The organism is Mycobacterium sp. AT1 (genome assembly GCF_002043095.1).
Taxonomy (GTDB): domain Bacteria; phylum Actinomycetota; class Actinomycetes; order Mycobacteriales; family Mycobacteriaceae; genus Mycobacterium.
This window is the reverse complement of sequence record NZ_MVOC01000043.1, coordinates 1-25771: the sequence shown is the minus strand read 5'-3', so window position 1 is coordinate 25771 and position 25771 is coordinate 1. Positions and strand designations below refer to the sequence as shown.

Genomic DNA, 25771 nt, shown 5'->3' with positions numbered 1-25771 from the left:
GCACGCAACACCATCACGTCGCGTTCGGTGGTCATCGCCGCCATGCGGGCCTGCTCCGTGTCGCGGGCGGGCTGGTCGGCGAAGGTGCGGGCGGTGCGCGCCTCGGCGCGGTTGAGCTGGTTGTCCAGTTCCCGCGCCTCGGCGCGGGCTGCGTTGAGGTCGGCGATGTCGGCGTGGACGGCGACCGCGCGGCGCGCTTCGATGTCCTCGGCGGTGACCACCCGGTGCGCGCCGCCGGCGGCGCCGGACAGCGCTTTGCGTGCCGCGTCACGTTGGGTGCGGGTTCGCACCACTGCCGCGGCGAGGTCGACCGCGTCGGCGGCGAGGTCACCGCGGCGCTCGCGGTAGGCCTGCGCCAGGGCCTGGTCCTGTTCGTTTTCGGCTCGGGCGACGAGCTGCTCGAGCTGAGCGATCCGGTACTGCTGGGCCTCGTAGGCGTGCTCGGCACCGACCCAGTCGGCGTGCGCGTGCGCCAGGTCGTGCTGGTAGGGACGTTGCTGCACGTGGCGGTGGTGCAGCTCGGCCAGCTCGGTACGGGCGGCCTGCTCGGCGGGTCCACCCTGGGGGGAGAGCACCGCCTCGGCCAGGGTGCGGGCGCGTACCTTGGCCGCCTCCCGGCGTGCCCGCAGTTCGGTGATGTCGACGTCCAGGTCGGGGGTGACGGCTGGTCGCTCGCTGAGCAGCAAGTAGAAGTCGAGGTCTCCGAGGCTGTCCTCGTATTCGGGGACGTAGCCGAAGTCGTCGTCGTACCCGGGATCGCCGTGGTCTCCGAGACCAGCCGGGTGGGCGGGGGCCTCCCGCAGTGGGTCCCCGAGTCCGTCGGCGGGGTGAGGGATGTCGCGGTCGAGGTCGGCGGCGTAGTGGGTGAGCAGTTCGACGCGGTAGGTCAGCACCCGGGCGTACTCGTCGGGTCGTATCGCGTCGTCGACGAGGGCGTCGAGGAGGTGCTCGGCGGCGGCTGAGAGGAGGTCCGCCGGCGGCCAGTCTGAGGCGTTGACGGCGGCGACCAGCGCCGGCCAGGCGGGGTCGGCGGTGACGCTTTCGGCCGCGCTGCTGCCCAGGATGCGGTGTAGCTCGGTGGTCCAGGGTGGACGCAGCCGCTCGTTGGCGGTGTCGAGCATGGCCGGGGCCAGGGTGCCGGACAGTCGCCACCACAGGGCCGCGGCGGGGAGTTCGTCGGGCAGTGCGCCGTGGCGGCTCATGGCGTCGGTGACCAGGGCGGTGACGTCGGCACCGGCGCGGGCTGCTTGGTCGAGATGGGTGGCCAGACGCGGCCAGAACGGGTCGGCGGTGATGTTCGGGTCGACGCTGTCGGCCAGGGTGCGCCAGCGTCGTGCACCCTGGCTGCCGGAGACCAGGGCGTCGTCGAGACGTTGGTGCAGCATCCCTTGGAAGGACGCGGAGCGGTTGGCGTGCTGTTCGGGGCCGGTGATGCGGGTGTCGGCGGGGTCGACGTCGTGGGCGGCGCGGAACACGGCGATTTCGGCGAGGAGGTTGCGGCGCTGGCCGACCAGGGGGCGTGCCCACACCGGGGCGGTGGCTGGGGTCCAGGACCGGGCTTGTTCTCGGATCTGTTCGGCGAGGTCGCCGACGAGCGCGGCGCGCGCCGCGAGGTAGCGCGCCCAGGCTGAGTCGTCGCGCAGCGGTGTGGGAATCGAGGGCAACCAGCGCAGCGGTCCGACGATGTCCAGGGCGCTGTCGACGGGGGTCGGCAGCCGCCAGTCCAGCACGGCGGCGGGGTCGCCGGCGTTGCCCAGCGGCCGTTGCGCGGCGTGGGCGAGCGCGTGCTGTGGGTCGTGCCCGTCCAGCGCCAGCAGCGCGAGGTTGCGGCGCAGCACCGGCCAGGCTTCGGCACTGGTGAGGTCGGCGCGCAGCGCTGCGGCAGCGGCGTCGATGCGCGCCATCGTGTCGGTTCCGGCGAGCTGTTCGGCGGCACTGGAGAGAGCGTCGGTGTACATGTCGGCCGCGCGTGCGAGCCGGGTGAAGGGGTCGGCGTCGGCGCGTTGGGCGCTGTGCGCGGAGACCTGCGCGCCGTCGCGGCGCAGGATGCCTGAGAGGATGTCCACCGCGGTCGGCGGGTGGGTGGCCTTGGGCGTCAGGATGGCGTGGGGGTCGGCTTCGCTGGTCGAGAAGTAGACGTGGTTTTCGGCCTTGCCGCGGGTGAGTGCGACGTAGAGCTGTTCGCGGGTCAGGGTGTCCGAGCCGACGACGTGGCATTCGTGGCGAGCGGTCGATCCCTGGGCGCCGTTGATGGTGCGCGCGTACCCCAGGGTGGTGTTCGTGCGGACGTAGCGAGCGGGCAGCCGGACGACGGATTCGGTGTCGGTTCCGGTCAGGCGGGACACGGTGACGGTGCCGTGGGCGTCGATGTCGCGGATGACCCAGCGGTGTCCGTTCTTGACCCAGCCGCCGTCGGGGATGTGCAGCCAGCGGGCGTTGCTTCGGGTGAGGATCCAGTCCCCGACGCTGGCGGTCAACCCGTCGGAGAGGGTGACGGTGCGGGTGTTGTCCGGGTGCGGGTGGCGCCGTAGCCGGTCCAGTCGCGCGCGTTCGTTGAGTTCGGCGACCAGCTCGTTGGTGGGGGCGATCAGCAGGGCGTCGCGGTCGGCGCTGACGGCTTCCGACCATGCCTGATAGGCCATGTCGGCGGCGACGTGCTCGGCGCCGACGTGGACGCGGCCGTGGTCGAGGTAGAACGCGATGCCGGTGGGGTCGCCGTCGCGCAGCGCGAGGCTCGCCGCGCCTTCGGCGGCACCGATGACGGGGTCGGTGAACCGCACGACGTCGGAGAGGGTCAAGGCCCGGTAGGTGGCCACGATGTCGCGCAGCACGCCGCCCGCGGCGACCGAGGCGAGCTGCTTGTCGTCACCGATCAAGCGGACACTGGCACCGCAAGTCAGGGCGTGTGAGATCACTGCGTCCAGGCCTGCGGTGGACGCCATCCCGGCCTCGTCGACCACGATCAGCGTGTCGGGACCGATGCGGTCGAACCATGCTCGGGCGGGATCGTCGGCCGCGGGACGGCCTCCGCTGCGCCCGGAGAGCTGCACCAGTTTGTCGATGGTGTCGGTCGGCGCGCCGAGGTCGGCGGCCAAGACTTCAGCGGCTGCGGCGGTCGGGGCGAGGCCGACGACGTTGCCTCCGCTGTTGACCCACGCGGCCGCGAGCGTCCCCATGGCGGTGGTCTTGCCGGTGCCGGCGGGGGCGAGCGCGAGCTGCACGCGGGCACCGGAGGTGGCCATCTCGCGCAGCAGGGTTTGTTGGCCGTCGTTGAGCTCCACGCCGTGTTGGGCGTGGGCTTGCAACAGGGCCAAGCCAATGCTGTCGTCGTCGACGACGTACCCGCCGGAAAGCCCTGCGGCGTCCAGGATTCGGCGCTCTGCGGCGAGGATGTCGGCGCTGGTGTAGACGGTGGTGTCGTGGCGGGTGTAGACGCTGGCGCCGTCGCGTCGGCGCAGCACCGCGGGCTCGTTCATCTCGGTGTCGGCGGTGCTCGTCAACGCGATGCTGTGGGTGCCCAAGGCGGCGTCGAGGATGCGCTCCGCCACCTGTGGCGTGTCGTGGCAGCCGGTGTAGCGAAGTACCCGTGACACCTCGGCGCGGACGTGGTTGACCTGCCAGGTCGAGCGCGATGCGGAGACGGTGTCGATGACCGCGGCGGCCTGTTCGGCGACCCAGTCGTGGGTGACGGTGACCCGCTCGCGCGAGGCGGTCCCGGCGGTGACGGCGGCGACCATTGCGTCCACGTCGCGGTGGCTTCCCAGTGTGCCGACCGCCTCGCTGCGCCACACGTGGCGCTGCTCTGCCAGTGACCGTGGCGCGTGCTTGGCTTGCCGGGTTTCCAGGGTGGCCTGTTGGGACAGGGCGAGCATTTCCACCGCACCGGGCTCGCGACCGTGCACGCTCTGGAAGTCCTTGGCGAGCTGGCCGACGCGGTGCTCGATGGCTGCCCGCCGCGAGGACCACATGTCGATCAGTTCTGCTGACATGCCGACGATTTCGCGGACCGGTCGCTTGCCCGGGGCGGGGGTGTCGTTGGCGAAGTCGACGCCGAGTGCGGCGATCAGATTGGCCTCGCACAGGGTGTTGTACATCTCCGATGCCGACACCTTGGCCTTGTAGAGCGGTTGGCCGTCCAGGGCCAGCCAACGGGGGATGCCGTCGGGGCCGATCGCGCACACCTTGTTGCTCACCGCGACGTGGGTGTGCAGGTTCGGATCCCCCGCGCGGGAGTCGCGGTGGTCGAACGCCGCGGCGATGAATCCGGTGGTGTCGACTTGGGCGACGCCGTTGGTGCCCATGCGGGAGAAGCAGGCTTGGGATTGGAGGAATGCGAGGGTGTCGGTGACGGCTTGGCGGTGGCAGTCCTCGATGGTCTTGGCGACCTCCAGGGGGGCTAGAGCCCATAGCGCTGACACCGATTTCACGGGGGTGAACGTGAGGTCGTAGCCGGCCACGGCGGTGGTGTCCAGGCGCGAGAGTCGGGCGATGAATCCGGTCAGTTCCCGGTCGTCTTGGTGCGCGCGGCCGTGGCGTTCGACGAACATCTGCGCGGCGACGGTGGTGCGGATCTCGGCGCGCACGCCCGCGTCCAGCGGTGTGTTGGTGGCCCGTCCGAGGGTCTCGTTGTGCTGGCCGTAGGCGGCGCGCAGGCGGCGGGTGAAATCGTTTTCGTTGGCGCCCAGTCGGAACGGGCGCCCGAGCTTGGCGGCGGCGTGCGCTCCGTCCACCCACACCCCGATGCCGGTGAGGTGTTCGGTGATCTTGGTGGCGTTGGGGTGCAGCCCTTCACCGAAGAGTGCCTTCATCTGTTCTTCGGTGACTTCGGAGTTCTCGGGTACACCCCAGAGCTTGTCGACCAGGGGGTTGTCCGGGTCGCGGCTGACGGGGCGGCCCAGGGCGGTCAGTCCGCCGCCGATCCAGCGGCCGGGGGTCTCGCCCTTGGAGGAGTAGTAGTCGGTGAGGCTGGCTCGGCCCAGGTCGGTGCCGTCGGCGACGGCGACCTGCCGGAGCAGGTAGGTGTACCCGTCTCCGGCGGTCAGTTTGTGCAGACCCATCACTGTGCGATCACCACCGCCGACGCTAGGGGCGACCTCGTGGCTACAGCACCGCCCCAAGGTTTCCTTCCGGGCGGCCGTTACCGTTTCGTGACCTGAATGCACTAGGTGTGATGGGCGTAGAAGGGCGACCGGAGGTCGTTGGTGAGGGCGGAGCGTGTGGTGCGGTGGGGGGTGTGGTGAGAACGGATGTGGTCGGTGGGCTGGGGAAACGGGTTGGACGGTGCGTGAAAAGCGGTGTGGTTGGGGCGGTGCTGTAGGGATGTGGGCGGATTTAGGTTGGCGCCATGACGAACAAAGTGTCGAAGTCGAAAACAGCGGTTCGGGCCGCCCGCGAAGCGGTGCGGGCCTCGCAGAAGGAAGTGCTGGAACGGGCCTCACGCAACGCCGAGGACCTGGCGGTGTTCTTCTCCAGTCGCGAACGCCTCGACGGCGTGGACGACTGGCTGGAGGGCAAGATCGCCGGCCTGCATGAGCAGGCAGACGTCAAGCGGGGCGAGCACCGCCGGACCGCCGGGGTGGCGCTGGCCGCGCTGCGCGACCGCGGCGAGACGATGCGCGACATCAGCCGACTGACCGGGATGGGCGAGAAGGTGTTGCGTGAGCTAATCCGGTTCGCCGAGACGAACTCCCCGACCGCCGAACCGAACTTGGCGGCGACGTCGGGCCCCGGCGCGGGGGTGACCGGGTCGGGCGCCGAAGGTGCCGACCGAGAACCCGCGGCCGGGCCGGCAACCGCGGACGCGACGTCGGCGGCGGACGGCGAGCCGACAGCGTCGTGGGCGGCGACGGGTTAGCGTGTCAGCACGGTGAGTACGAATCGGCGGCGGTCGGAACCACTACAGCTGGTGGTGGATCCGGTGCGTGATGCCGCCGAAGTCGCCCGGTTCGAGGCGGCGGTGGTGCGCGGTCCCGCGGCCGAAGACTGCTGGTTGTTCACCTCGGCCATCGGCGGGGACGGGTACGGCCGAAACTGAGCGGAGTTGCATTGGATTCGGCATTCGGCTCATCGGCACTATGGCCTGAAAGCTCGGAACTGCGGTCGCCCTCGGCGCCATCTTGGCATCAATGTACCGGTTAGACGTGCGGAAACGGCGGTTGCTTTTAATGCAGTTTTGTTGCATTCTATGCAACGTGGCGGATGCGGGTGATTTGGCTGGCTCATCGCATCTTGTGCTCTTGCCGGGAGTGACGCATTTGGATCCGGCCTCGGCGGTGTTCGAGGCCATGCTGGCGGGCTGGGCTTTGCAGCAGCGGACCCGTTTTTTGAAGGCGGAGACGATCAGTTCGCGGCTTCGATTGGCGCGGCGGGTGGCCGAGTTCGTCAACGAGTATCCGTGGCAGTGGCAGAGCGCCGATGTTGAGGCGTTCATCGACAGCTGCCGCAACCGGCGCGAGCCGATCGCGGTGTCGACTGCGCGGCTGTATGAGACGACGCTGCGGATGTTTCTGCAGTACGTCAGCGACCCACGCTACGGGTGGACTGTCGAGTGCTTGGCGCGCTTTGGCGTAGCGCCGGCGCAGCTCCTGCACGAGTGGAACACGATCGTGCACGTCACCGACTACGAAGGCGACCCGCGGCGGCGTCCGTTGACCTACGGTGAGGTTCAAGCGCTGTTCGACGCCGCCGACGGCCACGTCGAAGACATCCGTGCTCGCGGATGCAAGGGCGGGTTGGCGGCGATGCGTGATGCGGCCTTGTTGAAGACGATTTATGCGTTCGGGTTACGGCGCCGCGAAGCCTGTGGGCTGGATTTGGCGGATCTGCGGCACAACCCGAAAGTTTCCGCGTTCGGTCGCTATGGCGGTGTGTTCGTCCGCTGGGGTAAATCGTCGCGGGGCAGCCCACCGAAGCGACGCACCGTGCTCACGGTCCCCGAGATGGATTGGATCGTCGCGGTTCTCGAGCAGTGGCTCGACGACATCCGGCCCGCGTTCGGTGTCGGCGCTCATCCGGCGCTGTGGGTCACCGAGCGGGCCAGCCGAATCTCGATGCGCCGCATCGACGAAGCTTTCACCACCGCCCGCGACGCCGCCGGGCTGGAGCCCACGCTGAGTCTGCATTGCCTGCGCCACTCCTATGTCACCCATCTGGTCGAGTTCGACTACCCGGAGAAGTTCGTCTCCACTCAGGTGGGGCACACCTATGCGGCCACGACCGCGATCTATACCGGCGTCTCCGACGAGTACCGCAACCGGCTGCTGCGGCGTGCTCTGAGCCGCCACCCCGAACTAAGCGAGAGCCAATGATCCAGAAGATGAGCTGCCAGTGGAACCTGCGCAAGATCATGGCCACGCGCGACATGTTCGCCACCACTGACTTGGTTCCACTACTCGCCGAGCGGGGCATTCATCTCTCCCGCGAGCAAGTCTTCCGCTTGGTCACCACGACCCCGCAACGTCTGAGCCTGGACACGTTGGCCGCGCTATGCGACATCCTCGACGTCGGTGTCGAAGACCTCATCGAGATCACCGTCACCAGCACCGAAGTTCGCAAGGCTGCCGGGCAGGCGAAACCGGCGACACCACCGGTGGTGCGGCGCACCACGATCCGCCGCCCGAACGGGCAATGACGCAACGAGCGCCTCGTCGCGCGGGGCACAGTCCGGCGGACATCGCGGCCATCTTGATGCTGCAACTTCCCGACGCGAACGTAGAGCGGCTCAGCGCCCAGATTGCAGCAATGAAGCTGTTACCGACGCATGCCGCCGGGCTCGTGCATTACCTGCACGCGCATCCGAACGCGTTGACCGGCCCGGAGGCCACCGGCCCGTCAGCGCTGCGCGCTCTACTCGACGCCCTGGCCCCCGAACATCCTGGCGTGCAGAGGATGCGCTGCCACCGATGCGGAACGCAACGGAGGTTGCCGTATCGCCGGGACGGTGCAAGCATCTGCGCAGCGTGTTATCGCCAAACACATCTCAAGGTGTGCGTGCGTTGCGGTGAGCCGGGTCAGCCCGCCTTCCGAGAAGGCGACGGCGTCGTGTGCGCACGCTGCACGTCCCGCGACCCCGCCCGCTACCGCCCGTGCACGCGCTGCGGCACCGTGGCACGGGTCGCCTACCGAGTCGACGGGCAAGCCCTGTGCCAGAGCTGCGGGCCGCGCAAGTTCTACACCTGCTCCTCATGCGGGCGGGAGCACCAACGCGCCCACGCACACACTGTGCAAGGACCGCTGTGCCCCAGGTGTTATCGCCGCGGCCGGGAACACGAATGCATCCAGTGCGGACGCAGCACAGTGCAGGCTCGAGTAGCTGACCGCGAGGCCGGCACCTGGATCTGTCATCGCTGCTGGGTGCCACCGACGCTGGCGTGCAGCCAATGCGGGCGCAGGCGGCCCTGCGCGCGAGGCAACGCGTCCGGTCAACCGATGTGCGGAACGTGCCACGCCCGTCAGCGGCGCCCCCGAATATGCGCCGTATGCGAACGTACCGTCGCGATTCAAACGACGCTGCCGCTGGGGGCGGTCTGCGGACCGTGCTACCGACGGCTGCGGCGTAATCCCGGCGCCTGCGCCAGCTGCCGGGAGGTCCGGCCGCTGGTGGGTGTGGGGGAGGACGGTGACTCGGTCTGTGGGCCGTGCTCGGGCGACGGCCGCAACTGGGTCTGCGACGGCTGCGGACAGGTCGATCTCCTCATCGGCGGCACACAGTGTTTGGCGTGCACCACCACTACGCGGGTACGCGTACTGCTGACCGGCCCCGACGGCCAGATCACCACCCAGCTGCAGGGTGTCGCAACGTTTCTGCTGCAGGACAACACTGCCGAACAGACTCACGTGGTCCTCAATGGTGCCGGTTGGATTCACGTCCTCCGCGACCTCGTCGCCGCGGGTGACCCGATCACTCACGGGATGCTTGATGCACTCCCGCACGGCAACCGCGTCGGACACCTGCGGACCATTCTGGTGCACACCGGTGCCCTTGACGCCCAGGCAGATGGTCTTGAATCCCTGAGCCCGTGGCTGAGGAGCTTTCTCGCCGGGTTGTCACCGAAGACCGCGCAGCTGCTGCGGCCCTACGCTTCCTGGTCGGTGCTACTTCGCACCCGACACCGCGGTGCACGGCTGGGGATCACCGCGAACGCACCCAAATACGCCAGAACACGGATCGAGACGGCCGCGCACTTGTTGACCTTCTTGCAGGACAACGACCGTACGCTTGCCGAAGCCACTCAACACGATATCGATACCTGGATCGGGCTGGGCGCCACTACTCGGCGCCGGGTGCGGGACTTCCTGCGGTGGGCGCACGCCCGCGGCCTGAGCGCGGATCTGCAGGTTCGCTGGCTGGGTCGAGAAGGCCTCGCCGAGAACGTCCTCGGCGAGGACGAACGCTGGGTGTTACTGCGGCGGTGCCTGCGCGATGACAGCCTGGCGCTGCGCTTGCGCGTGGCCGGGGCACTGGTGCTGCTCTACGGTCAAATCCCGACCCGGGTCGTGGAACTGACCGTCGACAGCCTCATCTCCAGCCAGACCGGCACCTATCTGCACCTCAAAGATCAACCCGTCCTTCTACCACCACCACTTGCCGCTCTGGCACTGGAGCTCGCCGCGCTAAGCCCCCGCCAGCAGTCGGCGGGAACTCCTGCGTGGCTGTTCCCCAGCACCCGGCCCGGCGCCCACCTCTACCCGGGCCGGCTGTCCACCGCGCTGAACCAGAAGCTCGGCATCTTCATCCGCCCGGGCCGTGGCGCCGCCCTGGCCGCGCTGGCAGCCGACCTGCCCGCTGCAGTCCTGGCCGACCTGCTCGGACTGTCCGTCACCACAGCGACACGCTGGTCAGCACTAGTCGCCCGCGATAACGCCGCCTATATTGCCGCGCGCATCGAATCCCCAGATGCGCTAAATCCGAGGACCGGCTGAGCGCCTCTGCGCTGTCGGAGCCCACACCTACCCTCACTGGGTAACAGCTTCAATTCAACCGGCAGCAGAGGGCGATGGTGGCTATCACGGGCACGGCACTGTCCTTACCGCTGCACCGTCTTCCGCCGGCCACCCATCGCGCACCGGCCGAGCAACTGCTCCTGATTGGTCAACCGAGACCCATTCGGGTTCCGGAGCGGCGCTGGCGCTCCTGGCTCGACGACTCAGAGGTCGTGGCACGCTTCACAGCGAAACGCTATCGGCGCGCCGAGGATCAGTGCTGGGTCTGGATCGGCGCGGTGTCCTCGACCGGTCACGGGTCCTTCCGCGCCGCCAGCCTGCCCGGACCGACCAGGCGCGGCACCGTTCCCGCGCACCTCTTCGCCTACCAACTCGCCCATGGCGTGATTCCGCGACTCGGATGGTCCAGCACCCAGGACGCCGTGATCTCGCACCAATGCGACTTCGCCGGATGCACCAACCCCACACACATGCGGTTGGGCACCAACGCCACCAACCGTTTCGAGTACCTCACGCGCAGAAGAAATCTCGCCAATCCGCTAGCCGACATACGAGGCGCAGCCGGGCGCACACGCGCCATCGCAGCGGCTATCCGTGCCGGTCTCGCCAACCACGAGTCCGGCGCAGACATCGAGAGGCGGATCCTCGAAACCCAAAACGCGGGCGTGCCGCTCACCCTGTGGTGAACAAGAACGTCGCGTCATCACGACAGGTACGGGGTCGCCCGATGCAGTAGCGGTCAGCTGAGCGCCTAAGCCAACCGCTGCGGCCGCTGTCGTATTCGATCCCGCGGGTCATACGACTTGGAAGCGCCACCTTCCATTCGATATGTGTGCAGACCGTCGGGGTTTCGCCGCCGGATCGGTCGCCAGGTGAGGAGCATGGCCAGTGCGAGCATGATCTCGGCGATGTCGCCCCAGTAGTACATCAGGGTGCCGCCGTCGCGCAGTTCCTCTGGCGTGAGGGGCGCGTCGACGAAGAGCCCTGCGTAAAGGAGCTGGGCGATGATCGAGTGTCCAGCGACAGCGACGCCCAGGACGACGAGGCGGATCGGTACCGAGGGACGGTGTGGGCCTGGGTCTGGTCCCGCGATCATCCAGGCGAACAGGTATCCGGTGACGAAGAAGTGCACGTGGATCAGTTCGTGCAGCACGGTGTTGGCCATCGTGAGGCTGTAGAGCGGTGTGAAGTAGAGCAGCGCGAGGCCACCGATGTTCGCCGTCAGCAGCAGGATTGGATTGGTCAGTATCCGTGCCGGTGCCGACTTCAACCCATGCACGATGGCTCTACCGGTTCTGGGGGACACGGTGCGAAGAACCAGGGTGACCGGAGCGGCGAGCACCAGTGCGAGTGGAGCGAACATGCCGATCAGCAGGTGACCGAGCATGTGGTCGCCGAAGTCCTCGGAGTCCGACGGCTTGAGTGCGAGGATGAGCAGTGCGACACCGGTGACGAAGCTCAGTGTGCGCCAGTGATTCCAGCCGCGTGGTTCGCGCCGACGTGCCACCGCGAGACCGACGTACCCCAGTGCGACGGCGGCGAGGATGCCCATCGCCAGCAGGGAGCTGACCGACAGGGCGGCATCGTGATGGCCGTCCATGCCGTGGGCGAGCGTGGTCACGGCGTCTCGGCGTTGCGCTCAGGATATGTGCCCGCGTCTAGTGGTTTGGCGCTTCGTTGCAGCAGCCAGCCGCCGACCACCAACACCGCTCCGAGGACCAAGAAGCCGACGTCCCAGAGTGTTTGGTGTTCGCCGGTGCGGACGTGATGGATACCCAGGATCTGGTGGTCGATGATTCCTTCGACCAAGTTGAAGATGCCCCACCCGGCCAGGACCCAGCCCCACAAGGCGCGCGATGTCCACACCTTCCCGCGTGAATGAGTGAGCCGCGAGTACAGCAGGCCGAGTCCGATGAGCACCGACAGCCAGGTGAAGGTATGGAACAGTCCGTCCCAGACGGTGTTGATCTGCAGGCCGTGCACGGTGTCGGCGGGGTAGGCGCCGACGTGGATTCGTGACGAGCCGATGCTGGTGAGCATGTGGTGCCACTGCAGGATCTGATGCAGGAGGATGCCGTCGACGAAGCCGCCCAGACCCACGCCGAGCACGATGCCGGGCAACGTCAACGACGGGGCAACCGTTCCATGGAGATGTTGCTCCTTACCGGTTTGCAGGCCATCTGCCCAGACGTCGTTGGCGTACCCGAGATCCGTGGCGCTAAACCCCTAGGGGTATGTACCGACGAGTCCATGCGCGACATCCCCCCATACCCCTGGGGGTAATGCACGTTTAGCCATGTACCCCTGGGGGTATGCGGTGGATGCGCGGCGTCTAGCCGCGATGGGACACCGAGAAGGGCTTGCCATGACGGGTGACGATGACAGCATCGCGTTGGTTCTCAACCGCTTGCGCCGAGCGCATGGGCAGCTTGGCGGGGTGATCGCCATGATCGAACAGGGGCGCGACTGCAAGGACGTCGTCACACAGCTCGCCGCCGTCTCCAAAGCCCTGGACAAGGCCGGGTTCAAGATCGTCGCCACTGGGCTACGGCAGTGCCTGACCGGCGAGGCCGCCGAAGGACAACAGCCGATGACCGAGGCGGAACTGGAGAAGCTCTTCCTGGCACTGGCATGACATCCACCGCCACCTAAGGCAAATAAGTGAAAGGAATACCGCCATGGGCTACGCATTGTCGACCACACTGCACACTTCGTTCGAGGACGCGGTCGAGAAGACCCGCAAGGCGTTGTCGGATCAGGGCTTCGGGGTCCTGACCGAGATCGACATGAAGGCCACGTTGAAGGCCAAGCTCGGTGAAGACATGGAGGATTACCTCATCCTCGGCGCCTGCAATCCGCCACTAGCGCACCGTGCCGTCAACGCCGACCGCCAGATCGGCCTGCTGCTGCCCTGCAACGTCACCGTCCGCGCCGACGTCGACTCGGCCGACACGGTGATCATCGACGCGATGGACCCGCAGGTGATGGTCCAGCTTTCCGATCAACCGGGACTGCGTGACGTCGCCGACGAAGCCGCCACCAAGTTGCAAGCTGCCATCGACTCCCTCGGCCAGGCCGGCGCCGAGTAGTCCCGCAGTCTCGGCGGAATCTACGGCTGCACGCGATCATGACCATCGCTCTTGCGCTCGTCGTCGGCGCTGTCATCGGCGCCCTGCTCGAACTGCTTGGTGGTGGCGGATCGATCATGGCGGTGCCAGCGTTGGTCTACGCCCTGGGACTGGGCACCGCCCAAGCGATCCTCACCTCGTTGATCGTGGTGGGCGTGGCCTCCGGTTCGGTGCCGTTCCGAAGGTGCGGGCGGGTCAGGTGCAGTGGCGACTGGCCGGGGTCTTCGCGCTATTCGGCATCCCAGCCCCCTTCGTCGGGTCTGCCATCGGCGATCACCTGCCCGAGGCGGCGGTCATGAATCGCTTCACATGCGGTGATGGTTGCCGGAATACGGATGCTGCGCGACACCGGTGACACCGGCACCGCATGTGAAGTCGGCGATGACGGGATCGACTGGCGGCGCTGTCGTGACAACCGCTCGTGCGTTCATCCAAGTCGGGGGTCCGTCTGCGTGGTCGTGCCAGCTAGTTGGTGTCGACCGCGGGTGGCGCGTCACGCAACGCATGCCCGCCGGCGTCACGGTCCTGGGCAACGACTGGGCTGTGGCGCGGCCACGCGAGCACCGCCAGCGCTGCGAGGAACACGATCAGGGATGTCCAGTCGTTCAACCGCAACCCGAGGAAGTGGTTCGCGTGATCCACGCGTAGCGCCTCGATGGCACCGCGTCCCACGGTGTAAGCAGCGACATAGAGCGCGAACAGCTTTCCGCGCGATAGGGGGAATCTCCGGTCGACCCAGAGCAACAGCACCGCGACGGCGACGTTCCACAATGATTCGTAAAGGAACGTCGGGTGGTATAGGCCGATCGTTGGGGTGTCGGCGGGCCGATGGGCTGGATCGATTTCCAGTGCCCATGGCAGGGTCGTGGGCCGGCCGTAGAGTTCCTGGTTGAAGTAGTTGCCCCATCGGCCGATCGCTTGGGCCAATACCAACCCGGGTGCCAGTGCGTCTCCGAAGTCCAGCAGGTTGATGCTGCGGCGTCGGCAGCCGATCCAGGCGCCCACCGCGCCGAGTGCGACCGCACCCCAGATGCCCAGGCCGCCGTCCCAGATGTAGAACGCCCGAATCGGGCTGCGCCCTGGCAGGAAGTACAGCTCGGGATCGGTGACGACGTGGTAGAGGCGTCCGCCGACGATGCCGAACGGGACGGCCCACAACGCGACGTCCACCACGTCGTCAGCTTTGCCCCCGCGGGCCGTCCATCGCCGTCGGGTCAGCCAGATCGCGACGACGATCCCGGCGATGATGCACAACGCGTAGGCCCGGATCGGGATCGGCCCCAGATGCCAGACACCCCGACCGGGGCTGGGAAGATACGCCAGAGTCATGGCCGCCTCACCTTCCTTGAGTCCCCGATGCGATGCCCGGCTTGTCGGTGCGCGTCCCGACGGGGCGCCTCTGCCAACCTAGCGGCTCCACGAAACCCGCTGGTTCTTAAGCTGTTTGACATCGACATCCCAGGTGAAGCAGCCGCAGGTGACGTCGCCGCTGAAAATCGTCGTGAACCTCGCGGTGTGCAGCGGGCCGCGCCGATACCCGTCGGGTAGCAGCTGGCGGCTCGGCCGCCGTCGATCGGTGCCGTTCATCGTGCGCGCCGACGGATGAGCCTGCCGGCGACGTGCGCACCCATGGCGACCACGAGGAGCACCCCATACATCTGAACCGGTGGGTGGGTGAGTTCGGCGGTGAATACCGCGGCGAAGAGGGGCGCTTTCTGGGTGACTCCCAGCATGGCGGCACCCCCCGCCAGTGCCATGATGGGAATGCTGGCGTGCCCGCCGAAATGATTGACGGTGGTCGCGATCAACGCGCCCGCGGCGGTGCCGGTCGACAGCGCGGGGGTGATCATCCCGCCCACCGCGCCCGCCCGCAGGAACAAGGCGGTGAGCACAGGTTTGAGCACGACGGCGAGGGCGAGCGCCACCATCGGGCCTGCACCGTCGAGGCTTTCGAGCACGATGCTCTTGCCGTTGCCGGGCAACTGCGGCAGCCACGTCGATGCGGCCCCCGTGGTCAGACCCGCCAGCCCCACGGTCGCAACCAGCTTCCACGATGCCGGTGTGATCGGTGGTTTCGCGCGCTCGGTAAGCCAGAGGAAGACACCACCGACCACTGCGCCGACCGGGATCACCGCCAGGGCGAGGAGTACTGATTCGGAATTGAAATACGTTGCAGGCCAGCCGAAAGTGGGGGCACCCTGGGTGAGGGGCCATACGGTCACGGTCGCGATACTCGACGTCGCGGCGGCGACGAGGATGGCTTGCGGGCGCCAGGTGCGCAGTACGATGCCGCAGGCAAAGAGGGCACCGGCGGCGGGCACGTTGTACACCGCGGCAAGCCCTGCCCCAGCAGCACCACCCAGGAGCATGCGGCGTTGGGCAGGCGGAATCGAGCCGGTGCGGATGAACAGTTCGGTACCGACCGCGGCGAGCATCCGGGGGGCTTGCTCGCGACCGAGTGAGGCGCCGGAGCCCACGGCAAGCACCTGCAGCAACGCATCACCCACCAAGGCGATGAACGGGAGCGGGCGGCCCACGCGGATCGAATCATCCAGTGCCGGTATCGACGTCGTGCGGCGCAGCAGCCACCAACCCAGTCCCGCCAGCGCGCATCCGATGGCGGGGCCAAGAATCCTGCGTTCGGTCGACGCGGCGATGACACCCGCCACCAGCGGCCCCTGGTCGTAGCCGTAGGCGAGGTGTTGCACGGCGCGGACCAGCCACGTCACCGACCCACCGAGCAAGCCGCTGAACACACCGGTGACCAGGATCGCGGCACCGAACGCCACAGCGCTTCGTAGACGGCTCATGTCGCTGCGGCGACGGGCTGCACGTGCCCCCGTGGGTCACGACCGCGCACGTTGCGGCACACGACAGGACTGCTCGGTGCGCAGCCGGACACGCAACGCCCAACCCAGCAGAAGCAGACCGGCCACCGACAGGATGGGCTGCACCGGTTGGAACCATCGCAGCGCACCGCTGGTACCCACCGCCAGGAGAACCAGCTTGTTGCACACCGGGCAACCGACGGCGAAGAAGCTGAGCAGCCCGCCGACACCCCCGGCGCGCGAAGCGGAACGGTCGGGCCCGGTGCCGGTGGGCGTGGCGACGTAGGTGGCGACGAGTAGACCCGTCAACGTCGCGGTCAGCAGCAGGACCGGCCAGGACCACCAGGTCGGCGCTACCTCGCGGGAGAACAGGGGAGTGTCGATGAGGTCGGTGGGCACCCCGATGAACACGATGGTGGCCACGGCGGCGGCGCCGGCGGTCGCCCACCGACGTCGTGGCCAGGCCAGCAACGGCCGCACGGAGGTTCGGAGAGCGGTCATGGGCATAGATTCGCCCTACCGGCCCATTGGCGTTGCGCCAGGCGAAGCACCGCGGCCGGGACGACGCGGGCGGCGGTGTGCAGGTCGGCGGGCCCGACACGGCGGGCGGCGATGGTGTCGGCGCATGCGGCCAACGACAGGGACCCGGTGTCGTAGAGTTCGCTCACTTGGTCACGGAAGTCGGAGTCGACGCCGACGAGATCGCGTGCCGGGCCGTTCACGACCACGTCCACCTGCCGCGCCTCGTCGGAGGCGGCGACGAACTTCGTCGCATAGCGAAGCGCAGTGCGCAGGTTTCGAGTTGGTCGTCGGTACCCATCGGAGTCCTCCTGGCAGTACGAGCGTGGTGGGCGGTCGGAAAGTGGCCGTGCAGGAACAGATCCGGTGCCCGCAGGGTGTCGTAGCGGGCGTGTCGGCGTGGTGCGTCGAGGACACAGCGGGGACTGGCTGCGTCGGTAGGGCGTTGCGCTGCTAGCTGGTCGGTGTCTGAGGTTCTGCGTCGGGGTGCTCGGCGACGTAGCGGGCCTCGACCTGGCGCACTCGACGCCGTTCCCTGCCAAGCCATCCGAATCCGGCCACGGCGAGGCACGCCGCGATCGCCGCGGCGACGACACCGCCGCTCACCTGCCCCACGGCGAAGCAGAACAGGCAGATGAAGAACGCCACGACCGCAAGCCCGATGCCGATGAGGGCGGGCATCGCCGCGGTGTTCTTCATGTTTTGTCCCGCGTGCTTGCGGGTGGTACGGGCATGATCGACGGGGTCGTTCGACCTGTCTCCCATCATTCACCTTCCCTATCTTTCACGTCGTTGGTGATCCGGTGGAGTCGCGGCGAGGGTGCTGCAGGGGGGCACGGCGGAAAGCGACTCAAATCGGGCCAGCAGATCGGTGCCGCACGGCGTTTCGTTGCTAATCAACTTGCTTCCTCCTCACCTATTGGACGAGGAACTGCGGCCGGCGCATGTGACCCGCATCCTGGGGTGAGCGGGCGAGGCGGCTCGGGATGGCTCGCGCGACAATGCGCCGAAGTCTGCTCCTGCGGGCGAGAGCGCGGTGTTCTGGCTGCACCAGCTCCGGGCGTGCAGGAGGACATCGACGGTGGTGGTGTCGATGTGGGGGCGGACGATGTGGGCCATCTCGTCGATGCGCATGCCCTCACACGCGCGTGCCAGGTCGGCGAGGTCGGGAAAGTCGCCGTGCGGGCCGTCGCCGTCCACGGCGACGTGGTGGGCGTGTCCGAGGTACAGCAGGTGCCCGCCGGGTGCGAGCCATGTTCTGGCGGCGCCGAGGAGCGCGAAGAGTTCCTCGGCCCGGGGGTGCAGGAAGCTGACGAGGATCAGGTCGGCCGGCTCGGCTGGTCGCCACCGTGTGACGTCACCGACGAGGTAGGTGACATCGGGTCCGTCTGCGGCGGTGGCGATTTCGATGGCGACGCGGGAGAAGTCCACGGCTTGGACCGACCAGCCCGATTCGGCGAGATGGCGGGCGTGGCGTCCGAGGCCGCAGCCTAGATCGATCGCCCGCCCAGGTGGGAGCCGGTCGGTCCGCGACGTCAGCGCCGTTGCGGTGGCCGTGCAGAAGGGGTGCTCGACCCCTGCGTAGTAGGCATCCCACGCCGACGCACTCGACATGGGTGCGCTATGCCCTGCCGGTGAGGATGAGGTTCCAGTACATGAAGGGTAGGCCGCGGCGTTTGAGGTACCACATGTCGCGGCGTTCGTGAGTGGTGTCGATGAGCGGGATCGACGGCGCGGGCTGCATGGTGTAGTCGAATTCGGCGAGCAGCATCTTGTTGCGTGCGGTGGTCAGCGGGCAGGACGCGTACCCGCCGTAGCTGGCCGGGAGTGGCTTTCCGGCCAGGCTGGCTTGCAGGTTCGCTGCCACGACCGGGGCCTGCTTGCGGATGGCGGCGCCGGTCTTGGAGTTGGGGGAGGACCCGGCGTCGCCGAGGGCGAAGACGTTGTCGAATCGGGTGTGCCGCATGGTGTTCTTGTCGATCTGGACGTAGCCACCGGGGTTGTCGGGGTCCGCGAGCGGGCTGGCCTTGATCCAGTCCGGCGCAGACTGGCGGGGCACGACGTGCAGCAGGTCGTAGCCGACTTCCTGGGTGGTGTCGGCGGCGTTGTCGGTGATGGTCACGGTGCGGGTGTCGGGGTTGACGGTGGTGACTTCGCTGTTCTTGTGGACCTCGATGCCGTAGTGCGCGACGACGCGTTCGAGTTCGTCGGCGAACACCTTGACTCCGAACATGCCGGGGGTGGGCAGCACCAGGATCACCCGGATGGCGTCCAGGACACCTTGTTGGCGCCAATAGTCGGCGGCCAGGTAGGCGATCTTCTGCGGGGCCCCGGCACACTTGATCGGGCCGGCGGGCATGGTGAAGATCGCGGTTCCCGATCTCATCTTCTTGATCAGCTCCCAGGTCTTGGGGGCGAGGTCGTAGCGGTAGTTGCTGGACACCGAAGGGCTGTCCAAGGATTCGGCCATCCCGGGGATCGCGGTCCAGTCCAGTTGGATGCCGGGGCAGACCACCAGGTGGTCGTAGTGCACGGTGGTGCCCGATGCGGTGGACACGGTCTGGGCGTCGGGGTCGATCTGCTCGGCGCGGTCCTTGATCCAGCCCACCCCTTGGGGCATCACGGAGGCCTCGGTGCGCTCGCTTTCGGCTGCCGGTGCGCATCCACCGCCGACGAGTGTCCACAGTGGTTGGTAGTAGTGGGTGTCGGCGGGTTCGATGATGCCGATGTCGGTCAGGCCGGCGCGACGAAGCCGCGCGGCCAGGGAGACGCCGGCATTGCCGCCACCGATGACGGCGACCTGGTGGCTGATGGTGCTGGTCATGGGAGAAGACCTCCTCAGGTCGAAATCGATGGTGGGATTGGCTCAGGACTGTTTGGTCAAGCCCAGATCGACGGCGCTGTCGAAGTCGTCGTCGATGAAGACGACGTCACGGCCGGCGCGGTCGAGCAGGCTCGCCGCGATCGAGGCCCGGTAGCCGCTGGCGCAGTGCACCCACAGTTGTCCGGGCGGCAAGGTGTCGAGCTTGTCGAGCAGGTCGTGCAGGGGGACGTGCGCGGCGCCGGGGATGTGGTCGGTGGCGTATTCGTCGTCGCGGCGCACGTCGAGCAGCACCGCGTCCTCCTCGGTCGCGGTCGCGGCGTCGACCAGGACACCGGGGAGTTCGGCGAAGGTGTGTCGTAGGTAGGACGACGGTGGGGTGCCGGCACTCAACTCCTGTGCCGAGCCGGTGGCGCTGCCCTGGAGTTCGTCGATGCCGATGCGGACCAGCATCCGTTGGGCATCGGCGACCTGCTCGGCGGATTCACCGATCAACGTCAAGGGTGCGCCCCAGGGCATCAGCCAGCCGACATAGGTCGAGAACTGTTGCCCGAGAGCGATGCCCACACTACCGTGGACGTGGGAGGCGGCGTAGGCGGTGCCATCCCGCAAGTCGACGACCCATTCACCGGCGTCGATGCGCTGGCGCAGGTGCTCGGCCTGCAGTACGGCCGGCGGCGTGAGGTCCGGGGCGGTGGGTCCGCCACGGTTGAGGCCGCCCATGTGGGCGTAGTAGGCGGGGTAGGCGCTCAGGTTGGCGATCAGGGTGTCGACGAAGGCGTCCTCGTCCTCGGTGACCAGGGCGTCGTTGCGGCCCTTCTCCTCACCGATGGTGCCGCCGTCACCGCCAGCGGCCGACCCCGAGGAGCAGAAGCTGCCGAAGCCGTGCGTCGGGTACACCGAAGTGGCGTCGGGCAGCTCAGCGGCCAGCCGGCGCGCCGAATGATATTGCGCGCGGGTCAGTTCCTCGGTGCGGTCGACGTCGACGAGGTCGGTCCGCCCGACGCTGCCGTACAGCAGTGAGCCGCCGGTGAACACCGCAGGAGTCTGCTCGCCCTCGGAGATCACGTAGGACAGGTGGGTGTCGGTGTGACCGGGGGTCGCCAGCACGCGGATGGTCATTGCGCCGACGGTGAGTTCGTCGCCGTCGCTGACCGCGAGGCGGGCGAAGGACACGTCGTCGGCGGCGTTCACGACGTAGGGGCAGCCATTGCGCATCGCCAGGTCGTACCCGCCGGTGACGTAGTCGTTGTGGATGTGGGTCTCCACGACCATCGCGCACCGGACCCCGGCGTCGGCCAGCACTTTCTCGACGCGATCGATGTCGCGTTGCGGGTCGACGACCACTGCGGAGGTCCCGTCGTGGACCAGGTAGCTGCGGTCACCGAGATCCTCGGTGGAGATCACTTCAACGTGCACAGGAACTCACTCCTTGAACGGTCGTACGGATGTACGTACATTAAGCTACAGTAGCGGGTGTTCGACGCGAATGCACCCTCCCCGGAGCAATCGAGGTCGGCGAGCAGTCTTCAGCGAAGTGGAGGTTCGGCGTGGCCAACGGTGATCTGAGCGATCGGATGGATCGGTCCAGCGCGCTGCCGCTGTGGGCGCAACTGCGCGATGACCTGGTGGAGCGCATCGCCGCTGGCGAGTTCGCCGACGGTTTCCCCGGCGAGCACGCGTTGACCGCCGCCTACGGTCTGAGCCGTCACACCGTGCGCGAGGCGCTGCGACATCTGCGGGCCGACGGGGTGCTGATCGCCGAACGTGGCCGCGCCACCCGGTTGGCCGACGTGCCGGTCATCGAGCAGCCCCTCGGGGCGTTGTACAGCCTCTTCGCGGCGGTCGAGGCGACCGGCCTGACCCAGTACAGCGTGGTGCGGGCGTTGGAGATCCGCACCGACCCGGCGGTGGCCGCGACCCTGGAGATGGGTCCCGATGCCCCCCTGGTGTATCTGGAGCGTCTCCGGATGGCCGGTGACCTACCGCTGGCGCGCGATTCTGCCTGGCTGCCCGCCGAACTCGCCGAACCCCTGCTGGAGGCGAGCTTCACCCACACCGCGCTCTACATCGAGCTCGACACGCGCTGCGGCATCCGACTCACCGGCGGCCGCGAGGACGTCACCGCGGTGGTGCCCGAACCCGCCGACGCCGCGCTGCTCGATCTGGACGAGCGGTCGGCCGCACTGTCGATCCGGCGTCTGAGCTTCATGGGCAAGCGACCAGTGGAACTGCGCCACACCGTGATTCGCGGTGACCGGTTCACCGTGAGCGCCCGCTTCTCACCCAGTGAGGGGTACCGGTTCCTCACCGCCGAATCGCTGTCACGGAACTAATCGTCACCACCGAGTAGAGGAGAATCGCATGACCGAACCCTTGCAGGACGTCGACCCCGCCACCGCCGCGCAGATGATCGACGCGGGCACGGCAAGTCTGATCGACGTCCGCGAAGACGACGAATGGGCCGCCGGTCACGCGCCGAAGGCGGTGCACGTGCCGCTGGGCGACCTCGATCCGTCCGCACACGCCGACGGGGGGCCGCTGGTCGTGGTCTGCCGCTCGGGTGGTCGGTCGAGTAAGGCCGCCGCGAAACTGGCTACTGCCGGGTTGGCGGTGCACAACCTGTCTGGCGGAATGACGGCCTGGGGGAACGCGGGTCAGCCGGTGCTGCGCGACGACGGCACTCCCGGCACGGTCATCTGAGATGTACACCGTCGTCGTCGCGATCGCCTGTGGGGTCCTGATCGGTCTCTGCCTGGGCGCTCTCGGGGGCGGCGGGTCCATCCTCACGGTGCCGGTCCTGGTGTCGCTGCTGCACGTGGGCCCGCAGTCGGCGACCAGCGCTTCGCTGATCATCGTGGGCGTCACGTCGGTGATCGCCGCGGTCGCCCACGCCCGCGGCGGCCACGTCCGGTGGAAGGCCGCGGCGGTGTTCGGGGTCATCGGGTCGGTGACCGCGTTCGGCGGTTCGATCCTCAACCGGGCCATCGACCCTCAAGTGCTGCTGATCGCGTTCTCCGCGCTCATGGTGGTCGCCGCGCTTGCGATGCTGCGACGCACCCGAAAGCCCCCCCACTCCGGACCAGGGTCCGGCGACAACCCCTCCCGTGACGGCACCGAACTCGTTGAGCACGCCGCACATTCGCCGGTGGCAGTGGCCACCGCCACCACGCCGAGGGTCACCACCGCGCAAGCCGGCAAGCTGGTCGCCGCCGCGCTGGTCGTCGGATTCCTCACCGGCTTCCTGGGCGTTGGCGGCGGCTTCCTCATCGTGCCGGCACTCGTTCTGGCCCTGGGCTACTCGATGCCCGTCGCCGTCGGCACGTCGCTGGTCATCATGGCCATCACCAGTGCCGGCGCCTTCGCCGAACGTCTCGGCACCGCGAGCGTCCCCTGGCAGATCGTGATTCCATTCACCCTGGCCGCCGTCGCCGGGTCCGTCGCCGGTACCGCGGTCAGCGTCCGGATCTCCGGTAACGCCCTGACCCGCAGCTTCGCGATCCTGCTGATCGTCATCGCGGTCTACGTCGCCACCACCGCAGGCGTCGAGCTCGCCCACTGACCTCCGACCGAAACACGGCGCCATCCACCACCTGAAAAGGAGTACCCGATGTGGGACAAGCGGCCCGACACCATCGTCCACGAAGAGTCGCCCTTCAACGCCGAACCGGCTCGGTCGGCGTTGTGCGGGCGCGACGTCACCCCCGTGGACACCTTCTACAGCCGCAACCACGGACCCATCCCCGAGATCACCAAGGACGACTGGCAACTGAGGATCACCGGCCTGGTCACCACACCCCTGGCCCTGTCCTTCGCCGAACTCACCGGCCGCTTTGACACCCACGCGGTGATCGCAACCTTGCAGTGCGCGGGAAACCGCCGAACCGGCTTCAACCAGGTCCGCGACATCCCCGGAGAGGATCCATGGGGCCCGGGAGCGACCTCGACAGCCGAGTGGCGCGGAGCCCGCCTCCGCGACGTTCTGCAGGCCGCCGGCGTCCAGGACGACCCGTCGCTTCACGTGGCGTTCGGCGCCCCCGACGTCTCCGACCTGGCCACCCCGGTGCAGCCCTACGGCGGATCGATTCCGTTGCCCAAGGCCATGTCCGAGGAAGTCCTGCTGGCCTGGGGGATGAACTGTGAACCCCTGCCGCGGGTGCACGGCGGACCGGTCCGGGTCGTGGTTCCCGGATTCATCGGCGCCCGCAGCGTCAAATGGATCACCTCGATCACGGTGCAACCCGAACCGTCGGACAACTTCTTCCAGTCCAGGGCTTACCGCATCCTGCCCGCCGACGCCGACCCCGACACCGCAAAGCCAGGAGACGGCATCTCCCTGTCCTCGGTGGCGCTGAATTGTGACGTCCTGGCACCCGAAGACGGTGCGACGGTGCCGGCGGGACCGATGACCCTGCACGGCTACGCCCTGGCCGGCGACGACCGCACCGTCGAGCGGGTCGACGTGTCCTTCGACGGCGGCAGCACCTGGACCCAAGCCGCCCTGGAACCCACGCACAGCAAGTGGGGCTGGCAATTGTGGTCCTTCGCGCTCTGCGCGGCACCCGGACCGCTTCACGTCACGGTCCGCGCCTGGGACAGCACCGGCTCCACCCAGCCCGAATCCGCTGCGACACTGTGGAATCCGAAGGGATACGCCAACAACTCATGGGCGACCGCCAACTTCGACGTCACCTGACAGCGAACACGACGCCGAAACCGTGAACGGTGGGCCACCCCACCGCCAACAACGAAGCGAATCGAGTGCCTGAACCGACCGAGACGTCACGACGTCGCAAGCCACGCTGCTCGCCGAAGCGGTCGTCATCCACAGGACAGTGACCCGGATTCATGATGTTGACATCCGCTCGCCAGCTATTTCATCGACTGCGGCGTTTAGCCGAGCATTGTGATTAAAGCTGCTGACAACTGTCGGTGGGGGTCATGTCCAAAACGCTGCCTGTCATGGAACATGTCTGCTCCGGTGTGCTGCGCACCGGTGGCGGCGGGTCCGATGTCCGACGCCGCGGCGCTGGAGGTGGCGCTGCGGCTGAAAGCATTTGGCCGATCCGGCCAGAGTGAAGATCATGTCGCGCCTGTTCTCATCGGCGACGGGCGAGGAGAACGGTGGTGACCTTGCCGCCGCGGTCGGGTTGACCGAGTCCACCATCAGCCACCACCTCACCCAGCTGTGTAACGCGGGCCTGGTTACCTCGGAGCGCCGCGGGATGAATGTCTACCACCGAGCGCAGCGCAGCTCCCTGGCCGCGCTGTGTGCGGTGCTCGACCCCAACTGCTGCACCTAGCCGTCAGCACCGTTTTCGTGATCCCGAGGTCGGTAGCGTGACGGATCCGGCGCTGCACGTCGGCGCGTTGGCCGCGCGAGTAACCGAGAGTGACGCTGATGCCTCCGAATTTGTTGCGAGTCTTTGTCGTCGGCCTGCGACATCGGCTGCAAGCGCCTCCGGAGGTATTGCGCACTTTTCGGTTGAGTACTCATTGCCAGCCTCAACTGGAATACCGCACGTTTCGAATAAGTGCTCTCTGCCAGCCTTGTGGATTCGACGCGATGGTCGACGGATCATGCTGCGATCCAATCGGTATGCCCTTGCGGTGGCCCGACGCGGCCTACCGCTGGAGCCGTGGGAACGGTCGCTGCACGGCTGCAATGTGCCGCTGTGCGTCCGGGTGAGCGCACCGGGTGACGAGGGCCGGCGTCGACACGTGTTCGCCGGCTCTCAGCGCGACAACATGGAGCAGATGGGCCGCTCTGGCCGCGGCGGCGGCCGGTTGGCGATCCGCCGGGGCGACGCCGGAGTGAAAGCGCGCCGCGAGCGGTCGATCGCGTTGCGCGACGCGGTCCGCAACGGGTGGGACGCCCAGGCCGTCGCGGACGCGCTGGCGGTAGGGCATCCGACGCTGTGGTGAGGGTGGCGGGCCGTCGCACACGTGTGGTGTGGCAGCGCCTCCGGGCGCGCAGCGCGGCCGGCACCTGGTGGGTACCGGCCGCGCTCGGCGCGGAGCCGGGATTATCCGGCGGCGCAGGCGATCTCGTAGGAGCTGGCGATGATGTCCAGGGCGGCGGCGAGGTCGGTCTGGGGTGCGGTGGTGTCGGCATCGACGGTGAGGCGCCAGGTGTCGGCTCCGACGGTGGCGGCGAGGGAGTAGGCGTGGCGCCCGTAGGCGGCGAAGGTGTGGTTCGCCCGGCCGGCGAACATGAGGCCCGCGGCGCGGAAGGCGATGATGCGGGTGGCGGGCTCGTCGGTGTCGGCGTGGGTGGTCGCTTCGACGGCCGCCAGGACGCGATCGTTGTGGGCTGCCCAGAGGACGAGTGTGTGTCCTCCGCCGGGGGTGGCGGTGTGGGTGGTGACCAGTTGCAATGGGGCGTAGGCGTGGTCGTCGACCGTGGTGGTTCCCTGGGGTGCGTGGCCGACGAGGTCGGCGGCATCGGCGAGGAGGGTGGCGGCGAGGTCGAAGTTGTTCTCGGTCATGGTTGTTCTCCGTTTCAGAGGGTGATGAGTGCGCCAGTTAGCGCT

Annotated in this window: 26 protein-coding genes and 2 pseudogenes; 15 read left to right on the top strand and 13 right to left on the bottom strand. The window is 68.0% G+C overall.

Going from position 1 to position 25771, the window contains the following annotated elements:
* On the bottom strand, nt 1-5057 hold a 5057-nt coding region (gene mobF, locus B1790_RS20015), incomplete at its 3' end, for a MobF family relaxase (RefSeq protein WP_079925000.1).
* 287 nt (nt 5058-5344) lie between these two features.
* Between mobF and B1790_RS20010 the strand changes: the two genes are divergently transcribed.
* From B1790_RS20010 to B1790_RS19990, 6 genes are all read left to right on the top strand, one after another.
* Nucleotides 5345-5854 carry a hypothetical protein gene (locus B1790_RS20010; RefSeq protein ID WP_079924999.1) on the top strand — a complete coding sequence of 170 codons (510 nt, stop codon included), beginning with the start codon at nt 5345-5347 and terminating at the stop codon, nt 5852-5854.
* 12 nt (nt 5855-5866) lie between these two features.
* On the top strand, nt 5867-6034 hold the full coding sequence (locus tag B1790_RS34730; protein ID WP_158083853.1) for a hypothetical protein: 168 nt from the start codon (nt 5867-5869) through the stop codon (nt 6032-6034).
* 130 nt (nt 6035-6164) lie between these two features.
* Complete coding sequence (locus B1790_RS20005) at nt 6165-7307, top strand: tyrosine-type recombinase/integrase (RefSeq protein ID WP_198952060.1); 1143 nt, start codon at nt 6165-6167, stop codon at nt 7305-7307.
* Nucleotides 7304-7630, top strand: a complete 327-nt coding sequence (locus B1790_RS20000; protein ID WP_064284679.1) for a helix-turn-helix transcriptional regulator — start codon at nt 7304-7306, stop codon at nt 7628-7630. The genes B1790_RS20005 and B1790_RS20000 overlap by 4 nt, the downstream gene beginning before the upstream one ends.
* Before the next feature lie 968 nt (nt 7631-8598).
* Nucleotides 8599-9921, top strand: coding sequence for a hypothetical protein (locus B1790_RS19995; protein ID WP_131809546.1), 1323 nt, complete (start codon nt 8599-8601; stop codon nt 9919-9921).
* Nucleotides 9922-10154: 233 nt separating this feature from the next.
* Nucleotides 10155-10628, top strand: a complete 474-nt coding sequence (locus B1790_RS19990; protein ID WP_369832385.1) for a hypothetical protein — start codon at nt 10155-10157, stop codon at nt 10626-10628.
* Between the two features lie 65 nt (nt 10629-10693).
* Here B1790_RS19990 and B1790_RS19985 read toward each other — a convergent pair whose 3' ends face one another.
* Both B1790_RS19985 and B1790_RS19980 read right to left on the bottom strand, forming a co-directional pair.
* Nucleotides 10694-11563, bottom strand: a complete 870-nt coding sequence (locus B1790_RS19985; protein ID WP_064284676.1) for a cytochrome c oxidase assembly protein — start codon at nt 11561-11563, stop codon at nt 10694-10696.
* Nucleotides 11560-12069, bottom strand: coding sequence for a DUF2243 domain-containing protein (locus B1790_RS19980; protein ID WP_233165222.1), 510 nt, complete (start codon nt 12067-12069; stop codon nt 11560-11562). The genes B1790_RS19985 and B1790_RS19980 overlap by 4 nt, the downstream gene beginning before the upstream one ends.
* Before the next feature lie 238 nt (nt 12070-12307).
* Between B1790_RS19980 and B1790_RS19975 the strand changes: the two genes are divergently transcribed.
* The 3 genes and pseudogenes from B1790_RS19975 to B1790_RS19965 form a co-directional block, all read left to right on the top strand.
* Entirely contained in the window at nt 12308-12577 is a 270-nt protein-coding gene (locus B1790_RS19975) for a metal-sensitive transcriptional regulator (RefSeq protein ID WP_064284674.1), read from the top strand.
* A 43-nt stretch (nt 12578-12620) separates the two neighbouring features.
* The gene (locus tag B1790_RS19970) at nt 12621-13031 is read left to right on the top strand and encodes a DUF302 domain-containing protein (protein WP_064284673.1); all 411 of its coding nucleotides are present in this window, start codon (nt 12621-12623) and stop codon (nt 13029-13031) included.
* 38 nt (nt 13032-13069) lie between these two features.
* A pseudogene (locus B1790_RS19965) lies at nt 13070-13477 on the top strand (TSUP family transporter); the annotation flags it as partial.
* 58 nt (nt 13478-13535) lie between these two features.
* Here the strand turns inward: B1790_RS19965 and lgt are convergent.
* From lgt to B1790_RS19925, 9 genes are all read right to left on the bottom strand, one after another.
* Complete coding sequence (gene lgt / locus B1790_RS19960) at nt 13536-14399, bottom strand: prolipoprotein diacylglyceryl transferase (RefSeq protein WP_064284671.1); 864 nt, start codon at nt 14397-14399, stop codon at nt 13536-13538.
* 78 nt (nt 14400-14477) lie between these two features.
* On the bottom strand, nt 14478-14657 hold the full coding sequence (locus B1790_RS34375; protein ID WP_064284670.1) for a hypothetical protein: 180 nt from the start codon (nt 14655-14657) through the stop codon (nt 14478-14480).
* Entirely contained in the window at nt 14654-15880 is a 1227-nt protein-coding gene (locus B1790_RS19955) for a chloride channel protein (protein WP_064284669.1), read from the bottom strand. The genes B1790_RS34375 and B1790_RS19955 overlap by 4 nt, the downstream gene beginning before the upstream one ends.
* A gap of 36 nt (nt 15881-15916) precedes the next feature.
* Entirely contained in the window at nt 15917-16399 is a 483-nt protein-coding gene (locus B1790_RS19950) for a hypothetical protein (RefSeq protein ID WP_064284682.1), read from the bottom strand.
* Nucleotides 16396-16632, bottom strand: coding sequence for a hypothetical protein (locus tag B1790_RS19945; protein ID WP_064284668.1), 237 nt, complete (start codon nt 16630-16632; stop codon nt 16396-16398). Before B1790_RS19945 ends, B1790_RS19950 begins: the two co-directional genes overlap by 4 nt.
* A gap of 238 nt (nt 16633-16870) precedes the next feature.
* Complete coding sequence (gene usfY, locus B1790_RS19940) at nt 16871-17182, bottom strand: protein UsfY (RefSeq protein WP_268788621.1); 312 nt, start codon at nt 17180-17182, stop codon at nt 16871-16873.
* A gap of 147 nt (nt 17183-17329) precedes the next feature.
* Entirely contained in the window at nt 17330-18031 is a 702-nt protein-coding gene (locus tag B1790_RS19935) for a trans-aconitate 2-methyltransferase (protein ID WP_064284666.1), read from the bottom strand.
* Between the two features lie 7 nt (nt 18032-18038).
* Complete coding sequence (locus B1790_RS19930; protein WP_064284665.1) at nt 18039-19241, bottom strand: FAD/NAD(P)-binding oxidoreductase; 1203 nt, start codon at nt 19239-19241, stop codon at nt 18039-18041.
* Between the two features lie 42 nt (nt 19242-19283).
* A complete protein-coding gene (locus B1790_RS19925) occupies nt 19284-20657 on the bottom strand; it encodes an MBL fold metallo-hydrolase (protein WP_064284664.1) in 1374 nt (457 codons plus the stop codon).
* A gap of 131 nt (nt 20658-20788) precedes the next feature.
* Here B1790_RS19925 and B1790_RS19920 point away from each other — a divergent pair, with 131 nt between their 5' ends.
* From B1790_RS19920 to B1790_RS19895, 6 genes and pseudogenes are all read left to right on the top strand, one after another.
* Complete coding sequence (locus B1790_RS19920; RefSeq protein WP_233165221.1) at nt 20789-21574, top strand: GntR family transcriptional regulator; 786 nt, start codon at nt 20789-20791, stop codon at nt 21572-21574.
* Between the two features lie 28 nt (nt 21575-21602).
* Nucleotides 21603-21941 carry a rhodanese-like domain-containing protein gene (locus tag B1790_RS19915; protein ID WP_064284663.1) on the top strand — a complete coding sequence of 113 codons (339 nt, stop codon included), beginning with the start codon at nt 21603-21605 and terminating at the stop codon, nt 21939-21941.
* Nucleotide 21942: 1 nt separating this feature from the next.
* On the top strand, nt 21943-22800 hold the full coding sequence (locus B1790_RS19910) for a sulfite exporter TauE/SafE family protein (protein WP_064284662.1): 858 nt from the start codon (nt 21943-21945) through the stop codon (nt 22798-22800).
* A gap of 48 nt (nt 22801-22848) precedes the next feature.
* Nucleotides 22849-23934, top strand: a complete 1086-nt coding sequence (locus tag B1790_RS19905; protein ID WP_064284661.1) for a sulfite oxidase — start codon at nt 22849-22851, stop codon at nt 23932-23934.
* A 245-nt stretch (nt 23935-24179) separates the two neighbouring features.
* Nucleotides 24180-24541, top strand: a pseudogene (locus tag B1790_RS19900) (Rv2640c family ArsR-like transcriptional regulator).
* A 277-nt stretch (nt 24542-24818) separates the two neighbouring features.
* On the top strand, nt 24819-25163 hold the full coding sequence (locus tag B1790_RS19895) for a hypothetical protein (protein WP_233165220.1): 345 nt from the start codon (nt 24819-24821) through the stop codon (nt 25161-25163).
* Nucleotides 25164-25264: 101 nt separating this feature from the next.
* Here B1790_RS19895 and B1790_RS19890 read toward each other — a convergent pair whose 3' ends face one another.
* On the bottom strand, nt 25265-25726 hold the full coding sequence (locus tag B1790_RS19890) for a hypothetical protein (protein WP_079924998.1): 462 nt from the start codon (nt 25724-25726) through the stop codon (nt 25265-25267).
* Nucleotides 25727-25771 lie beyond the last annotated feature (45 nt).